The sequence below is a fragment of the Flavimobilis sp. BM9 genome (assembly GCF_058313055.1).
Genome location: NZ_JBZEMO010000001.1, coordinates 274,356 through 289,952 on the forward strand (window position 1 = coordinate 274,356; position 15,597 = coordinate 289,952).

17 protein-coding genes are annotated in these 15,597 nt (G+C 69.6%); 15 read left to right on the forward strand and 2 right to left on the reverse strand.

Annotated elements, in window-relative coordinates; all coding sequences use genetic code 11:
• From rplO to rplQ, 11 genes are all read left to right on the forward strand, one after another.
• On the forward strand, positions 1-528 hold the full coding sequence (gene rplO / locus AC4F3Q_RS01195; protein WP_168446279.1) for a 50S ribosomal protein L15: 528 nt from the start codon (positions 1-3) through the stop codon (positions 526-528).
• A 183-nt stretch (positions 529-711) separates the two neighbouring features.
• Positions 712-1,995, forward strand: a complete 1,284-nt coding sequence (gene secY, locus AC4F3Q_RS01200) for a preprotein translocase subunit SecY (RefSeq protein ID WP_168446278.1) — start codon at positions 712-714, stop codon at positions 1,993-1,995.
• The gene (locus AC4F3Q_RS01205; protein WP_168446277.1) at positions 1,992-2,570 is read left to right on the forward strand and encodes an adenylate kinase; all 579 of its coding nucleotides are present in this window, start codon (positions 1,992-1,994) and stop codon (positions 2,568-2,570) included. Before secY ends, AC4F3Q_RS01205 begins: the two co-directional genes overlap by 4 nt.
• Positions 2,571-2,581: 11 nt before the next feature.
• Complete coding sequence (map, locus tag AC4F3Q_RS01210) at positions 2,582-3,415, forward strand: type I methionyl aminopeptidase (RefSeq protein ID WP_491038394.1); 834 nt, start codon at positions 2,582-2,584, stop codon at positions 3,413-3,415.
• A 528-nt stretch (positions 3,416-3,943) separates the two neighbouring features.
• The gene (locus AC4F3Q_RS01215) at positions 3,944-6,346 is read left to right on the forward strand and encodes a helix-turn-helix transcriptional regulator (RefSeq protein WP_491038395.1); all 2,403 of its coding nucleotides are present in this window, start codon (positions 3,944-3,946) and stop codon (positions 6,344-6,346) included.
• 251 nt (positions 6,347-6,597) lie between these two features.
• A complete protein-coding gene (gene infA / locus AC4F3Q_RS01220) occupies positions 6,598-6,819 on the forward strand; it encodes a translation initiation factor IF-1 (RefSeq protein ID WP_012867920.1) in 222 nt (73 codons plus the stop codon).
• Positions 6,820-6,900: 81 nt separating this feature from the next.
• Positions 6,901-7,014: a 50S ribosomal protein L36 gene (rpmJ, locus tag AC4F3Q_RS01225; RefSeq protein WP_098457534.1), complete on the forward strand. Its 114-nt coding sequence runs from the start codon at positions 6,901-6,903 to the stop codon at positions 7,012-7,014.
• A gap of 175 nt (positions 7,015-7,189) precedes the next feature.
• Positions 7,190-7,564 carry a 30S ribosomal protein S13 gene (gene rpsM, locus AC4F3Q_RS01230; protein ID WP_168446274.1) on the forward strand — a complete coding sequence of 125 codons (375 nt, stop codon included), beginning with the start codon at positions 7,190-7,192 and terminating at the stop codon, positions 7,562-7,564.
• A gap of 76 nt (positions 7,565-7,640) precedes the next feature.
• Positions 7,641-8,048, forward strand: coding sequence for a 30S ribosomal protein S11 (gene rpsK / locus AC4F3Q_RS01235; RefSeq protein ID WP_098457532.1), 408 nt, complete (start codon positions 7,641-7,643; stop codon positions 8,046-8,048).
• A gap of 165 nt (positions 8,049-8,213) precedes the next feature.
• On the forward strand, positions 8,214-9,221 hold the full coding sequence (locus AC4F3Q_RS01240) for a DNA-directed RNA polymerase subunit alpha (protein ID WP_168446273.1): 1,008 nt from the start codon (positions 8,214-8,216) through the stop codon (positions 9,219-9,221).
• Positions 9,222-9,283: 62 nt separating this feature from the next.
• Complete coding sequence (rplQ, locus tag AC4F3Q_RS01245; protein WP_168446272.1) at positions 9,284-9,802, forward strand: 50S ribosomal protein L17; 519 nt, start codon at positions 9,284-9,286, stop codon at positions 9,800-9,802.
• A 144-nt stretch (positions 9,803-9,946) separates the two neighbouring features.
• On the opposite strand, the gene AC4F3Q_RS01250 is transcribed toward rplQ, so the two are convergent.
• The gene (locus AC4F3Q_RS01250; protein WP_491038396.1) at positions 9,947-10,726 is read right to left on the reverse strand and encodes an ROK family protein; all 780 of its coding nucleotides are present in this window, start codon (positions 10,724-10,726) and stop codon (positions 9,947-9,949) included.
• Positions 10,727-10,769: 43 nt separating this feature from the next.
• Between AC4F3Q_RS01250 and truA the strand changes: the two genes are divergently transcribed.
• Positions 10,770-11,639, forward strand: a complete 870-nt coding sequence (truA, locus tag AC4F3Q_RS01255) for a tRNA pseudouridine(38-40) synthase TruA (protein ID WP_491038397.1) — start codon at positions 10,770-10,772, stop codon at positions 11,637-11,639.
• A 42-nt stretch (positions 11,640-11,681) separates the two neighbouring features.
• Here the strand turns inward: truA and AC4F3Q_RS01260 are convergent, their stop codons facing one another.
• Positions 11,682-12,149, reverse strand: a complete 468-nt coding sequence (locus tag AC4F3Q_RS01260; protein WP_286189142.1) for a DUF5709 domain-containing protein — start codon at positions 12,147-12,149, stop codon at positions 11,682-11,684.
• 109 nt (positions 12,150-12,258) lie between these two features.
• On the opposite strand from AC4F3Q_RS01260, the gene AC4F3Q_RS01265 reads away from it, so the two are divergent.
• From AC4F3Q_RS01265 to rplM, 3 genes are all read left to right on the forward strand, one after another.
• Positions 12,259-13,941: an ABC-F family ATP-binding cassette domain-containing protein gene (locus AC4F3Q_RS01265; protein WP_491038398.1), complete on the forward strand. Its 1,683-nt coding sequence runs from the start codon at positions 12,259-12,261 to the stop codon at positions 13,939-13,941.
• Positions 13,942-13,992: 51 nt separating this feature from the next.
• The gene (trhO, locus tag AC4F3Q_RS01270) at positions 13,993-14,931 is read left to right on the forward strand and encodes an oxygen-dependent tRNA uridine(34) hydroxylase TrhO (RefSeq protein WP_491038399.1); all 939 of its coding nucleotides are present in this window, start codon (positions 13,993-13,995) and stop codon (positions 14,929-14,931) included.
• A 195-nt stretch (positions 14,932-15,126) separates the two neighbouring features.
• A complete protein-coding gene (gene rplM / locus AC4F3Q_RS01275) occupies positions 15,127-15,570 on the forward strand; it encodes a 50S ribosomal protein L13 (protein ID WP_168446267.1) in 444 nt (147 codons plus the stop codon).
• The last annotated feature ends 27 nt before the right edge of the window (positions 15,571-15,597 follow it).

Below are 15,597 nucleotides of genomic sequence, written 5' to 3' on the forward strand. Positions count from 1 at the left end.
ATGGCTGACGCCGAGAAGAAGGCTCCGGCCAAGAAGCCGGCCGCCAAGAAGACGGCCGCTGCTCCGGCAGCGACCGAGGGTGCCGGCGGCACCCTGAAGGTCCACCACCTTCGTCCCGCCCCGGGCGCCAAGACCGCCAAGACCCGTGTGGGTCGTGGTGAGGCGTCCAAGGGTAAGACGGCCGGTCGTGGTACCAAGGGCACGAAGGCTCGTTACCAGGTCCCGACCCGCTTCGAGGGTGGGCAGATGCCGCTGCACATGCGTCTGCCCAAGCTCCGCGGGTTCAAGAACCCGTTCCGCACCGAGTACCAGGTCGTGAACCTGGAGAAGCTCGGATCGCTGTACCCCGAGGGTGGCACGGTCACCGTCGAGGACCTCGTGGCCAAGGGCGCGGTTCGTGGTGGGCAGCTCGTCAAGGTGCTCGGCACCGGCGAGATCACCGTGAAGCTTGATGTCACGGTGGACGCCCTCTCCGCGTCGGCGAAGGACAAGATCCTCGCCGCCGGTGGGTCCGTCTCGGACAGCTGACAGCCATCGACGGGGCCGAGTGTGCACTGCACACCCGGCCCCGTCGTGCTTGATGCGTGGTACTTCGCGCACAGCGCCCTGGAGGGACGCTAGAGTGCGCTGGGCGACCATTCGTGGTCGCCCCCCATCTACGTCGCCGCGTGCGGCGCGACTCACCCGCAGCACGCGGGGCAGGAGGATCTGGTGTTTGGCGCATTCGGACGGGCATTCCGCACTCCCGACCTGCGGAAGAAGATTCTGTTCACCATCATGATGATGGTGCTCTTCCGCGTCGGTTCCTTCATCCCGGCGCCCGGTGTCGACTACGGCGCCGTGCAGAGCTACAGCATGGGTGACAACGACCTGCTCGCCCTCGTGAACCTGTTCAGCGGTGGCGCACTGCTCCAGCTGTCGATCTTCGCGCTCGGGATCATGCCGTACATCACGGCCAGCATCATCATCCAGCTTCTCCGCGTGGTGATTCCTCGGTTCGAGACCCTGCACCAGGACGGCCAGTCCGGTCAGGCGAAGCTCACCCAGTACACCCGCTACCTGACGATCGCCCTCGGCGTGCTGCAGGCGACCACGATCGTGACGCTCGCCCGGACCGGCCAGCTGCTCCCGGGCGTCGACCCCATCAAGGACGACTCCTGGTGGACCGCAGCCTTGATGATCCTCGTCCTGACCGCTGGTACCGGCGTGATCATGTGGATGGGTGAGCTCATCACCGAGCGGGGCATCGGCAACGGCATGTCGCTCCTCATCTTCACGTCGATCGCAGCGAGCTTCCCGTCCGCGCTCGGCTCGATCGGTGGCTCGAACAACGGCATCTCCAAGCTCCTCGGCGTGATCGTCATGATCGTTCTCGTCGTCGGCCTCATCGTCTTCGTCGAGCAGTCCCAGCGACGCATCCCGGTCCAGTACGCGAAGCGCATGGTCGGCCGGAAGATGTACGGCGGCACGAGCACCTACATCCCGATCAAGATCAACATGGCTGGCGTGATCCCGGTGATCTTCGCGTCGTCGATCCTCGCGATCCCCACGATGCTCGCGCAGTTCGGGGACCAGAGCGCTGACTGGGTCGTCTGGGTCGGCCGGAACCTCGCGACCCAGCAGGCGCCGCTGCACCTCGCCCTGTTCATCGTCATGATCATCTTCTTCTCGTTCTTCTACACGGCGATCACGTTCAACCCGGACGAGGTCGCGGACAACATGAAGAAGTACGGCGGTTTCGTGCCCGGCATCCGCGCCGGCCGGCCGACCGCCGAGTACCTCGACTACGTGATCACACGCATCACGTCGGCCGGGTCGATCTACCTCGCTCTCGTGGCCCTCGTGCCGACGCTGGTGTTCATCGCGCTCAACGTGGGGAACAACATCCCGTTCGGTGGCACGTCGATCATCATCGTCGTCGGTGTCGGCCTCGAGACGGTCAAGCAGATCGACTCGCAGCTTCAGCAGCGTCACTATGAAGGGTTCCTCCGTTGAGCGCACGTCTCGTCCTTCTCGGCCCGCCCGGAGCGGGCAAGGGCACCCAGGCTGTCCGGCTCGCTGAGCGGTTCGGCGTCCCGGCGATCTCGACCGGCGACATCTTCCGCGCGAACATCAAGGGCGGCACGGAGCTGGGCAAGCTCGCACAGAGCTACACCGACAAGGGCGAGCTCGTGCCTGACTCCGTGACGAACGACATGGTCCGCGACCGCCTCGCTCAGGCCGACGTCGTCGAGGGCTTCCTGCTCGACGGATATCCGCGGAACGTCGCCCAGGTCGCAGAGCTCAAGGTCATCCTCGGTGAGCTCGGCGTCACCCTGGATGGTGCAGTGGAGATCACGGCTGACGCCGAGGCGGTCGTCGCGCGCCTCCTCAAGCGGGCCGAAATCGAGGGACGCGTGGACGACAACGAGGACGTGATCCGTCACCGCCTCGAGGTCTACGCGGAGCAGACCGCTCCCGTCAGCGCCGAGTACGAGGCGGACGGCGATCTTGTACGCGTCGACGGTCTCGGTGACATCGACGACGTCACGGCCCGCCTGGTCGCGGCCATCGAGTCGATCCTGGCCTGACAAGGGGCGCTGTGTTCGGGTTGGACCGGATCGAGATCAAGTCGATCGACGAGATCCTGCGGATGCGGGAGGCCGGGCTCGTCGTCGCTGACGCGCTCGCCGCCGTGCAGGGGGCTGTGGCGATCGGCGTGACGACCGCTGAGCTCGACGCCATCGCTGCTGAGGTGATCGCGGCTCGCGGGGCGCGGTCCTCGTTCCTCGGCTACCAGGGCTACCCGGCTACGACGTGCATCAGCGTCAACGACGAGGTTGTCCACGGCATCCCGGGCGACCGTGTGATCCAGGACGGCGACGTGGTCTCGGTGGACTGCGGCGCCATCGTCGACGGCTGGCACGGGGACAGCGCCGTCACGGTCCTCGTCGGAGACGTCGACCCCGCGGACGCGAGGCTGTCCGCCGTCACCGAAGAAGCGATGTGGGCGGGTATCGCTGCGCTCGCCCGCGCGGAGCGCCTCCACGAGGTCGGTGCTGCCGTCGAGGACAGCGTCGTGGCCGCCTCCGACCCGCTCGTGCCGTACGGGATCGTCCAGGAGTACGTCGGCCACGGCATCGGCTCGGCCATGCACCAGTCGCCCGACGTCCCCAACTTCCGGGTCCGCGACCGAGGCCCTCGTGTGCGTCCCGGCATGTGCATCGCGATCGAGCCCATGGTGACGAGGGGTGAGAGGTTCACGCAGGTGTGCGAGGACGACTGGACGGTCGTCACCGACGACGGCGCACGAGCCGCGCACTGGGAGCACACCGTCGCCGTCCTCGAGGACGGCATCTGGGTCCTGACCGCCACCGACGGCGGCCGGGCCAAGCTCGAGGACCGGGGCATCAAGATCACGTCGCTCGGTAGCTGACCTCGCTGGCAGGCTCGCAGCGCCCGGCTCCGAGCCGCCCGCGCGACCGTTGAAGCCCCTGCGGGCGCTCGTGCGAGTCATCGTCCGCGCAACCTGGTCGAGGACAGGCTCCCTCTCGCGCACCCCGGGAGGGGGCGACGCATGATGGCGAACAGGCACCTCCACGAGACGCCTCTGATCAAGTAGGACGTTTGGTCCCTCGTCAACGCCTCACCCGGGACTTCACCCGCCCTCCTGGTGTAAACCCCCTGTCAGAACGAGGGTGATTCGGAATATCGTGACCAACGTCGGTACGAGTAGCCCGTCTCGGGTGTACCGAGTCATTCAGTCACGTCTCGGGGGAGCGTCTGTCACATGTCTATTGAGTTGCCCGTGCGCGCAGATCGCGCACGCCAGCCCGCGAGGGCAAATCTCAGGGGTCTGCCGCGTGTCCACGCGGCCAGCGCGACGACTCACAGGTCGTTCGCACGGTTTGCCCGGCCGGAACCGCTCACGGTCATCCGGGCTCCGCACGGTTTCGGTAAGTCCATGCTCGCCGCCCAGTGGCTGCGTTCGATGCAGGATGACGACGTCGACGTGCTGTGGCTCGGCTCCGACGCCCTGTCATTCATCGAGGGTCCCGGCGCCGAGGCGTTCTGGGACGTCCTGGGCAGCAGGCTCGAGGAGTTCACTACCACGCACCGCAAGGTCGCCGCGTCGTCCGCCAGGGGCCGGGAGCGGGTCGTCCAGCTGCTCAGCCAGCGCACCCGTCCCGTCTACGTGGTGCTCGACCGGTTCGAGTCGACGTCCGGACGACTCGGGATCGAGCAGTCGCTGCTCGATCTCGTCCAGACGATGGAGCACCTCTACCTGATCGTCTGCACCCGGACCGTCACCAGCCTCGAGGTCGTCGGCGCGGCCGTCGTCGACTCCGTCGTCGTGCGTCCCGCCGACCTCGCGCTCGGGGTGGAGGACGTGCTCGGCCTCGCTGCGCAGCAGGGGATCGTGCTCGGTCGCGACGAGGCGCAGACCCTGTGCGACGAGACGGCCGGATGGCCCGCGCTCGTCAGGGTGATCCTCGCCGGTTCCGCCGCCGACCAGGTGCCGGGCGCGGGTTTCGCGCTCAACCTCGACTCCGGCCGCTGGTTCCTGCGGACGGTCTGGGACGAGTTCGCCGTCCCCGGTCTCGCCGACTTCGTCACCCGCACGTCGGTGCTCGTCGAGTTCACGCGTTCGCTCGCCGCCCGCGTGTGCGGCGATGCTGACGTCGACGGACACATCGACACGCTGCTTGCGTCCGGCCTGCTGCGCGTCCACGGCTCCGGTGAGGACGCGGTCTACGCGCACCTGCCTGCTGTGCGCCGCGAGTGCGTGCAGCGGCTGCGCAGCGAGGCGCCGGAGCAGTTCCGAGAGCTCTCGCAGGTGTCGGCCGGTGTCCTTCTCGACCAGGGGCGCGCCGGGCAGGCGCTCGTGCACCTCGTGCGGGCGCGACTGTGGGACGAGGTCGTCGAGTGCGTCGAGAGCTCGTGGCACATGCTCGCGGCACAGGGGGAGAGCGAGCTGTTGAAGCTCGTCGACCGGCTGCCGGCCGACGTGGTCGAACGCAGCCCGCGTCTCGTCGTCCTGCGTGACTACTCGAACGACGTGGCAAAGCCCGCGACGACGGAGGGCACGGCCACCGGCGCGCCGGGGATGCCAGAGCTCGGTCGCCTGGCTGGCTGGCGGCACGGAGCCGCTCGGTCCGTGCGCGAACGTACGCGTGACGTCGCCGAGCGCTATGCCGACCTGGCGCCCGACGTGCGCGCCGATCTGCCCGCAGTCCTGTGCGAGCTGGGCGCCACGCGCCTGGCCCGCACGGACACCGACGGCGCTCGTGCCGTGTTCACGGACGCGCACCGGCTCGCGGCCGCGTCCGGAGCCGCAGCCGCCGAGGCGCGTGCCGCCGTCGGCGCGGCGCTCACGTGGACCGTCACGGGGGGCATCAAGGACGCGCGTGCCTGGATCGACGAGGCAACCCGTGCGGCGGCATCGGCTGACCCAGCCGACGTCGCGGACCTCGCGCCGGTCCTCGCCGGCGCGAGGGCGCTCGCGGCGATCGCAGGCGTCGACCTCCCGGCAGCGCGTGCGGCAGTCGTCGACGCGATCGGCGGTGACGCCGAGGTGATGTCGCTCGGGGCCCTGGCACGAGCGCAGCTCTCACTCCTGGAGGGTGGGCAGTACGAGGAGTTCGAGGAGTTCGAGAAGTCGAGCCAGTGGGTGATGAGCTCGGGCCTGCCTGCCGACGACCTCATCACCAACCTGCTCGTCGCGGCGCGGGTCGACCTGCTGCTGTCCATGGGGCAGGTGCTGCGCGCGCGTGCCGTGCTGACGCGGTGGGAGGGTGACCAGGACGGGTTGCTGCTGCCGCGGGTCCGGACAGCGTTCATGGCTGGCGACTACGGGCGGGCGGCGCTCCTCGCGTCGCAAGGCGCGCACTCGACTCACCGGCCTGCCCGCCAGCGTCTCGGTCTGCAGCTCGTCGCCGCGCTCGCGGAGAACGCGCGGGGCCGTGAGGCTGAGGCCGTCCGTGCGATGCGTGAGGCGATCGCGGTCGCGACCGACAGCGAGCTGTTCCAGCCGTTCGCCTCGCTCCCGCGGCCGCTCCTCGAAGCGATGGTCCCCGCCGTCCCGGAGCTCGCAGCGGTGCTCGCGAGGCTCGACGACGCCGGTGTGCGCGCCGACGTGTTCCCGGTGCCGTCGGTCGTGGCCGAGCTGAGCGAGCGTGAGCGCGAGGTCCTCGAGACCCTCGCCGTGAGCGACTCGCTCGGGGCGGTCGCGAAGCGTCTCTACCTCACGACCAACACGGTCAAGACGCACCTGCGGTCGATCTACCGCAAGCTCGGCACCCATTCGGGTGCTGAGACGATCCAGCGCGCCATCGAGTGCGGGCTGATCGAGGCGCCTCACGCCTGACGAGCCCACGTCCGCCCCGTGATGCCCCTGCCTCACGGGGCGGACGTGTGCTGTGACGCACGGCACGGGCCCGCTGCGGCCCTTCCCGGGTTTACCCGTCCTGCCCGATGCCGTACGATGTTGCGTTGGTATGTGTCTTGCATGCCACCCAGCAGACCCGGTGCCGCGGTGACGTGTGCGTGGGCGCCTCTCGGCGTCTCGTGAGCGTGATCCATCCGGGTGGGATGTTCAACCAGGAGTTAGCGGAGGATATGGCGAAGAAGGACGGTGTCATCGAGATCGAGGGCAGCGTGGTCGAGGCCCTGCCGAACGCGATGTTTCGCGTGGAGCTGGCCAACGGTCACAAGGTGCTCGCTCACATCTCGGGCAAGATGCGTCAGCACTACATCCGGATCCTCCCTGAGGACCGGGTCGTGGTCGAGCTGAGCCCGTACGACCTGTCCCGCGGCCGTATCGTCTACCGCTACAAGTAACCACGTCACCGACAACCTGCCGGCGCGCCACCGGACGATCGACGATCGGACGGCCCGCCGTACGGCGGCGAAGGAACCACGATGAAGGTCAAGCCCAGCGTCAAGAAGATCTGCGACAAGTGCAAGGTGATCCGTCGCCACGGCCGCGTCCAGGTCATCTGCGAGAACGTGCGGCACAAGCAGCGCCAGGGCTGACACAGCCTGTCCGCTGGCACGTGCAGTCACGCGCCGCAGATCTGCCCCTGCAGGGGCATCAGCGCACCACCACCGAACGCCCTCGTGGCGTCGCGAACCCTCGGCTCGGAGGCTGGGGCCCGCAACAGCGGGAAGATGGTGCGGAAGACCTCCGAACGCAGTACAGGAGCCACACATGGCACGTCTTGTCGGCGTAGACCTCCCCCGCGAGAAGCGGGTCGAGATCGCGCTCACCTACATCTACGGCGTCGGCCGTACCCGCGCCCAGCAGGCAGTCGCCGCGACCGGCATCAGCCCGGAGGTCCGCGTCAAGGACCTCGACGAGGCTCAGCTCGTCGCGCTGCGCGACTTCCTCGAGGGCAACTACAAGCTCGAAGGTGATCTCCGTCGTGAGGTTGCTGCCGACATCCGCCGCAAGGTCGAGATCGGCTGCTACGAGGGCCTGCGTCACCGCCGCGGCCTCCCGGTGCGCGGTCAGCGCACCAAGACCAACGCGCGTACCCGCAAGGGCCCGAAGCGCACCGTGGCCGGTAAGAAGAAGGCCCGCTAAGCAGTAGCAGCAGTCCGCGCAGGGGTCTCGCCCCGCCGCGCGGTCCGATTACCTCAGACCAGGAGAGATCAAAGACATGCCTCCCAAGACTCGCGCCGCCTCCGGTGCGCGCAAGCCTCGCCGCAAGGAAAAGAAGAACGTAGCCCTCGGCCAGGCGCACATCAAGAGCACCTTCAACAACACCATCGTCTCGATCACGGACCCGTCGGGCGCCGTGATCTCGTGGGCCTCCTCCGGCCAGGTCGGCTTCAAGGGCTCGCGCAAGTCGACGCCCTTCGCCGCGCAGCTCGCTGCCGAGGCTGCGGCTCGCCGCGCCCAGGAGCACGGCATGAAGAAGGTCGACGTCTTCGTCAAGGGTCCGGGCTCCGGCCGCGAGACCGCGATCCGTTCCCTCCAGGCCGCTGGCCTCGAGGTCGGTTCGATCCAGGACGTCACGCCTCAGGCCCACAACGGTTGCCGTCCGCCGAAGCGCCGCCGCGTGTGATCGGTTCCAGGCCGCCGGCCAGGGCATGTGCCCTGCCGGCGGCCTGACGCCGCACCACGGTGCGGCACCAGTACCCATGCCGAAATCCCAGGCCGGAAGCTTCCCGCCGGGGCTCTTCGTCTGTGACGCGTCATATGGCGGACGCGCACTGAAAGGACAGAACCAGTGCTGATCGCACAGCGCCCCACCCTGACCGAAGAGGTCATCTCGGAGAACCGTTCGCGCTTCTCCATCGAGCCGCTCGAGCCGGGCTTCGGCTACACGCTCGGCAACTCGCTGCGTCGCACGCTGCTGTCGTCCATCCCGGGCGCTGCGGTGACCTCCATCCGCATCGACGGTGTGCTCCACGAGTTCACCACCGTGCCGGGTGGCAAGGAGGACGTCACCGAGATCATCCTCAACATCAAGAACCTCGTGGTCTCGTCGGAGAACGACGAGCCCGTCGTGATGTACCTGCGCAAGCAGGGCGCCGGTGTCGTCACCGCAGCGGACATCGTCCCGCCGGCCGGTGTCGAGGTCCACAACCCTGAGCTGCACATCGCGACCCTCAACGAGAAGGGCAAGCTCGAGATCGAGCTGACCGTCGAGCGTGGGCGTGGCTATGTGTCCGCGAGCCAGAACAAGTCGTTCGACGCCGAGATCGGCCGCATCCCGGTCGACTCGATCTACTCGCCCGTGCTCAAGGTGACGTACAAGGTCGAGGCGACCCGTGTCGAGCAGCGCACCGACTTCGACAAGCTGATCGTCGACGTCGAGACCAAGCCGGCGATCTCGCCCCGCGACGCTCTCGCGTCCGCAGGCAAGACGCTCGTCGAGCTGTTCGGGCTCGCCCGTGAGCTCAACGTCGAGGCCGAGGGCATCGAGATCGGCCCGTCGCCGACCGACGCTGCGCTCGCCGCCGACCTGGCTCTGCCGATCGAAGAGCTGCAGCTGACGATCCGGTCGTACAACTGCCTCAAGCGCGAGGGCATCCACACCGTGGGTGAGCTCGTGTCCCGCAGCGAGGCCGACCTGCTCGACATCCGGAACTTCGGTTCCAAGTCGATCACCGAGGTCAAGGAGAAGCTTGCGGGCCTGGGTCTGGGCCTCAAGGACTCCCCCCTGGACTTCGACCCGTCGACCGTCGACTACAGCGACGGCGACGAGGGCGACTTCGAGACCGAGCAGTACTGACGCTGGCACGCCCGTCGCGCTGAGCGCCGGACAGCCCCCCAATTTCTCTAGGAGCAAGAACAATGCCTACCCCCACCAAGGGCGCGCGGCTCGGCGGTAGCCCGTCGCACGAGCGCAAGATCCTGGCCAACCTGGCCGCCGCGCTCTTCGAGCACGGTCGCATCACCACGACCGAGGCGAAGGCCAAGCGCCTCCGTCCCGAGGCCGAGCGTCTGATCACGTTCGCCAAGCGCGGTGACCTGCACAACCGTCGTCGCGTCCTGCGCACGATCACGGACAAGGGCATCGTCCACGTCCTGTTCACCGAGATCGCCCCGCAGATGGCCGAGCGCCAGGGTGGCTACACCCGCATCATCAAGGTCGCGCCGCGCAAGGGCGACAACGCCCCCATGGCGGTCATCGAGCTCGTCACCGAGCCCGTGAGCCCCAAGCAGGCTGTCGTCCGCGAGGCTGAGAAGGCCGCGAAGAAGTCCGCTCCGAAGGCTGAGAAGCCCGTTGAGCCGGTCGTCGAGGAGTCCGCCGAGGCCGAGGTCGTCGAGGACGCCCCCGCCGCCGAGGAGACCACGGAGGAGAAGGCCTGAGCCTTCCCCTCTCACGACGAGGCCCGCGCACCGATGGTGCGCGGGCCTCGTCGTTCTTCACGGCACCGACGGGCTCGAGAGGGACAGGCCGGTGCGGGGGACCCGGACAGCGTCGCACCGCGTGACGGGTCCCTGACTGCAGGCTCAGGGCCTGTCGTCGCCCCACAGCGTCCAGGCGCGCGCCCCGCCCACGAGCGCCGCCGAGTTCGGCACGACGACAACTTCCGGCCCGAGCCGGTCGCGCACCTGCGCCGTGATGCGGCCCGAGTTCCCGCCGCCCAGGTAGAGACGGTCCCAGCGGAAGACAGGCGCGAGCCCCTCGACGACCCGGAGCACCCGGCGGGACCACAGGGCGTCCCCGAGGCGTCGTCGTTCAGGTTCGCCGATGTACGCGTCGTAGGTCGTGGCGCGCCGGACGGGCGCGTGCGACAGCTCGAGGTGCGGGGCGAGCCGCCCGCCGTCGTAGTGGGCTGAGCCGAGGCCGGTACCGAGCGTCAGGACGAGCTCGAGGCCCGCGCCTGCGATGACTCCCGCGCCGTGGAGCTCGGCGTCGTTGACGACGATCGTCGGGATCCCGAGCTCGCTCTCGAGCGCGGCCGCAAGGTCGAGGTCGGCCCACGCAGCGACGAGCTCGGGGAGGGGACGGCTGCGCGGCCCGGTGCGGTTGATGTAGTGCGGTGTCGCGACGACGACGCCGTGCCGGATCATGCCCGGCATGCCGAGGCTTAGCCTCGACGCAGGCGGCAGGGAAGCCGCGAGGTCGGCGACCGTGCGGACGAGACGTTCCGGGGAGAGCGGGTACGGCGTCTCGATCCGCACCGCGGGCGCGTGCGCGGTGCCCGACGCGTCGAGCACGCCCGCCTTGATGCCTGAGCCGCCGCAGTCGACGCTCAGGGTCAGGACGTCGCGGGCCGTGGTTTCCATGCGGCCACGGTACCGACCGGGGCGGGGTGCTGCGTGCGGGATGATGGTCCGCGTGATTCGTCTGCGACTCGACCTCTCCTACCGGGGGACCGACTTCTCGGGCTGGGCGACCCAGCCGGGCCTCCGCACCGTGCAGGGCACCCTCGAGGAGGCGCTCGCGCGTGTCCTTCGCCTCCCGTCGGTACGCCTGACGGTCGCCGGGCGGACCGACGCCGGCGTCCACTCGCGTGGCCAGGTCGCGCACGTCGACGTCCCGGGCGAGGTGTGGGAGGCCGTCGTGGGCCGGTCGGGGCGCGCACCGGGGGATGCGCTCGTGTCGCGACTCGCAGGGGTCCTGCCGACCGACGTCGTCGTGCACCGTGCCGCGCCCGCGCCCCAGGGTTTCGACGCGCGCTTCAGCGCGCTGCGCCGGCGCTACTCCTACCGGGTCGCCGACCGGCCGGAGCTCAGGGACCCGCTCACGCGCGACTGGGTGCTGTGGAACCGGGCCGGGCTCGACGTCGCGGCGATGGACCGCGCGTGCCAGCCGCTCCTCGGGCTGCGGGACTTCGCGGCGTACTGCCGTCCGCGCGAGGGGGCCTCGACGATCCGCGAGCTGCAGGAGCTGCGGTGGACGCGCGTCGAGGACGGTCCAGAGCGCGGCCTCGTCGTCGCGTCGGTCCAGGCGGACGCGTTCTGCCACAACATGGTGCGCGCGCTCGTCGGGGCGTCGATCGCCGTGGGCGAGGGACGCCGGGACGAGGAGTGGCCGGCGAAGGTCCTCGAGGGCAGACGCCGGGACTCGGGTGCGGGCGTCGTGCCTGCGCACGGGCTCGTGCTCGAGGAGGTCGTCTACCCGGCTGACGACGAGCTGGCTGCGCGCGCGGAGAGGATCCGCGCGCGGCGGATGGACGAAGAGGTCGAGCCGGGCTGAGGACCGGCGCCCGCAGGCGTCGATCCTCACCCGAGGTTCTGTTCAGCGAGCCTCGTCGCGGTCTTCCAGGTCGACGTCGTCGTCGTCCGAGGGGACCGGGTCGGGGGTCTCGTCGAGGTCGTCGTCCTCGGTGCCCGGGGCGTCGACGTCGGGGACGACGTGCATCGCGGCCTCCTCGGCCGACGATGCGCCGCCAGCGAGGCCGGTGTCGACGGCGAACACGTCGTTCTCCTTGCCCTCCGCGTCGACGTCGACCTGCAGCCGGCCTGCGCGGTCGGAGTCGGTCGGACGCGCGCCAGCCTCCCACACGTCGGGCTCCTCCTGGGCGAGGCGCTCGTCGAGGTGCTCGCCGCGGGCGACCTCGTACTCCGTCGTCGGGCGGTGGCGGTGCTCGTGCTCGGGCGGAGAGATGCCTTCGTCCAGGAGGTCGTCGACGCCGCGGTCGACCAGCATGTCCTCTGCAGGAAGCTGGTCGGAGTCGCGCTCGCCGGGGTCGTCTGTCGTGCTCATCGTGGGTCTCCTCTCGTCTCCTCTCACCGTGGCACGTCCCGGCTCGGACCGCCACGCGCGGGGTGAAAAAGGAGCGCTTCCGCGGGGTCCGGTACGGGAGGATGGGGGTATGGGTCATGTCGACGTCTCCGGTCTCTCGTACTTCCTGCCGGACGGGAGGGCGCTCCTGACGTCGGTCGACCTGCGGGTGGGTGATGGCGCGAAGGTCGCGCTCGTCGGCCCGAACGGCGCAGGCAAGACGACGCTCCTGCGGATCGTCGCGGGCGACCTCGCTCCGCACGAGGGCACGGTGTCGCGATCGGGCGGGCTGGGCGTGATGGACCAGATGATCGGGCGGGTCGACGACGACCGGACTGTCCGTGACGTCCTTGCCGACCTCGGCGACGCGTCGATCCGCGCGGCCGCGCGTGAGCTCGACGCCGCCGAGCTGGCGATCATGACGGTCGACGACACCCCGTCGCAGATGCGGTACGCGCAGGCGCTCGCGGACTGGGCGGACGTCGGCGGGTACGAGGCCGAGGCGGCGTGGGACGACGTCACGACGGAGGTCTTGTCGATCCCGTACGAGAAGGCTCAGCACCGCGAGCTGCGGACCCTGTCGGGCGGTGAGCAGAAGAGGCTCGTCCTGACCGCGCTCCTGCGCGGGCCGCAGGAGGTGCTGCTGCTCGACGAGCCGGACAACTTCCTCGACGTGCCGACCAAGCGGTGGCTCGAGGAGCGGATGCGCGAGACGCCCAAGACGATCTTCTTCGTGTCGCACGACCGTGAGCTGCTCGCGCAGACGGCGACGGCGGTCGCGACGGTCGAGCAGACGGCGACGGGCGGCGACGTGTGGGTGCACGGGGGCGGCTTCAGCACGTACCTGCAGGCGCGCGAGGACCGCACGGAGCGGCTCGAGGAGCTGCGTCGACGGTGGGACGAGGAGCGGGCGAAGCTCAAGCAGCTCGTGCACACGCTCCGTACGAAGGCTGCTTTCAACGACGGTCTCGCGAGCCGGTACCAGGCGGCGCAGACGCGTCTGCGCAAGTTCGAGGAGGCGGGGCCGCCGCAGGCGGTCGCGCAGCGTCAGGACGTCAAGGTGCGTCTGGTCGGCGGGCGCACGGCGAAGCGCGCGGTCGTGTGCGAGGACCTCGAGCTCACGGACCTCATGCGGCCGTTCAGCACGGAGCTGTGGTTCGGCGAGCGCGTCGCGGTGCTCGGGTCGAACGGCTCGGGCAAGTCGCACTTCATGCGGCTCCTGGCGGCGGGAGGCACGGACCCGGACGTCGAGCACCAGCCGGTCGACGGCGTCTCGATCGAGCCGGTGCGGCACACAGGCAGGGCGGTGCTCGGCTCTCGGGTGCGTCCGGGCTGGTTCGCGCAGAACCAGGATCATCCGGAGCTCGTGGGGCGGACGCTCCTGGAGATCTTGCACCGGGGTGACGGTCGCCGTGCGGGGATGGGGCGCGAGCCGGCGTCGAAGGCGCTCGACCGGTACGAGCTGGTCGAGCAGGCGGAGCAGCGGTACGAGACGCTCTCGGGCGGGCAGCAGGCGCGCTTCCAGATCCTCCTGCTCGAGCTCGGGGGTGCGACGCTGCTCCTGCTGGACGAGCCGACGGACAACCTCGACCTGCACTCGGCGGAGGCGCTCGAGCGGGGCCTGGCGGCGTTCGAGGGGACGGTCGTCGCGGTGACGCACGACCGGTGGTTCGCACGCGGCTTCGACCGTTTCCTCGTCTTCGGTGGGGACGGGCATGTCGCCGACTCGCCCGAGGCTGTCTGGGACGTGAGCCGGGTCGAGCGGGTGCGGTGAGGCGTGGGCGCGACGTCCGGCTCGCGGCGGCGCGGTCCGTAGGATCGGGGCATGGCCACGTACAAGATCGTCCTGTTCTACGGCTTCACGCCGCTCGCGGCGCCGGAGTCGGTGCGGCTGTGGCAGCAGGCGCTCGCTGAGCGCTGGGGGCTGACGGGCCGGGTCGTCGTGTCGAGGCACGGGATCAACGCGACGCTCGGTGGCACCGTGGAGAACCTCAAGCAGTACGTCCGCACGACGCGGCAGCACCCGGGCCTCGAGCACATCGACGTCAAGTGGTCGGACGGCACGGGTGCGGACTTCCCGCGGCTGAGCGTCAAGGTCCGCCCGGAGCTGGTGAGCTTCGGCGTGCCGGACGAGATCGAGGTCGACGAGCGCGGTGTCGTGGGTGGCGGCGTGCCGCTGGGCCCGGACGAGGTTGACGCGCTCGTGGCCGAGCGGGACGACGTCGTGTTCTTCGACGGGCGCAACGCGTTCGAGGCGGAGATCGGGCGCTTCAAGGGCGCCGTCGTGCCGGACGTCCGGACGACGCGCGACTTCATCGAGGAGATCGACTCGGGGAAGTTCGACCACCTCAAGGACCGGCCGATCGTCACGTACTGCACGGGCGGTGTGCGCTGCGAGGTGCTCTCGGCGCTCATGCGCAAGCGCGGCTTCGAGGAGGTGTACCAGGTCGCGGGCGGGATCGTCCGCTACGCAGAGGCGCGCGGTGCGGACGGCCTGTGGGAGGGGTCGCTCTACGTGTTCGACGAGCGCCGCCACGTCGAGTTCGCGGACGGTGTCGAGCCGCTCGGCTCGTGCGTCGTCTGCTCGGCGCCTGCAGCGCGCTACGAGAACTGCGGGGACGCGTCGTGCCGGACGCTGCGCCTGGCCTGTGCGGAGTGCACCCCCGCTGTCACGGCGGGGCGCTGCGAGGTGTGCGTCGCCGAACGGCCGGGCTCTTTCGTGCCGCGGCCGACGGCCCGGCCGGGGGTGCCAGCGGCCGTCTGAACGGGGTGTGACGCAGCGCCTCCCGTCTCCCTTTGACCGGGGGGTGCCTCAGAAGATAGCCTTGGCAGTCGTTGTGCTTCCTCTCGTGACCGGTGCGCCCACTCGCTAGGTCTTCAGTGAAGCCCTCACCGACCTCACCGGTCGCAGAATCCTGCGCCGGAGAAGACACACGAACACGAAACGAAGGCTACGACCGTGCGTACGTACACCCCGAAGCCCGGCGACATCCAGCGCAACTGGTACGTCATCGACGCGACCGACGTCGTCCTGGGCCGCCTTGCCAGCCACGTGGCTACCCTGCTGCGTGGGAAGCACAAGCCCACCTTCGCTCCGCACGTCGACGGCGGTGACTTCGTCATCGTCATCAACGCCGACAAGGTCGCCCTCACCGGCAACAAGCGCGAGCAGAAGCTGGCCTACAACCACTCCGGCTACCCGGGTGGTCTGCGGGCGGTTGCGTACTCCGACCTCCTGGAGAACAACCCCGAGCGCGCTGTGGAGAAGGCCGTCCGCGGCATGCTCCCCAAGAGCACGCTCGGCCGCCAGCAGCTGGGCAAGCTCAAGGTCTACCGCGGCTCTGAGCACCCCCACGCTGCGCAGCAGCCGAAGCCCTTCGAGATCACCCAGGTCGCTCAGTAAGGCTCTGCCTTGCTGAACCGGAAGCAT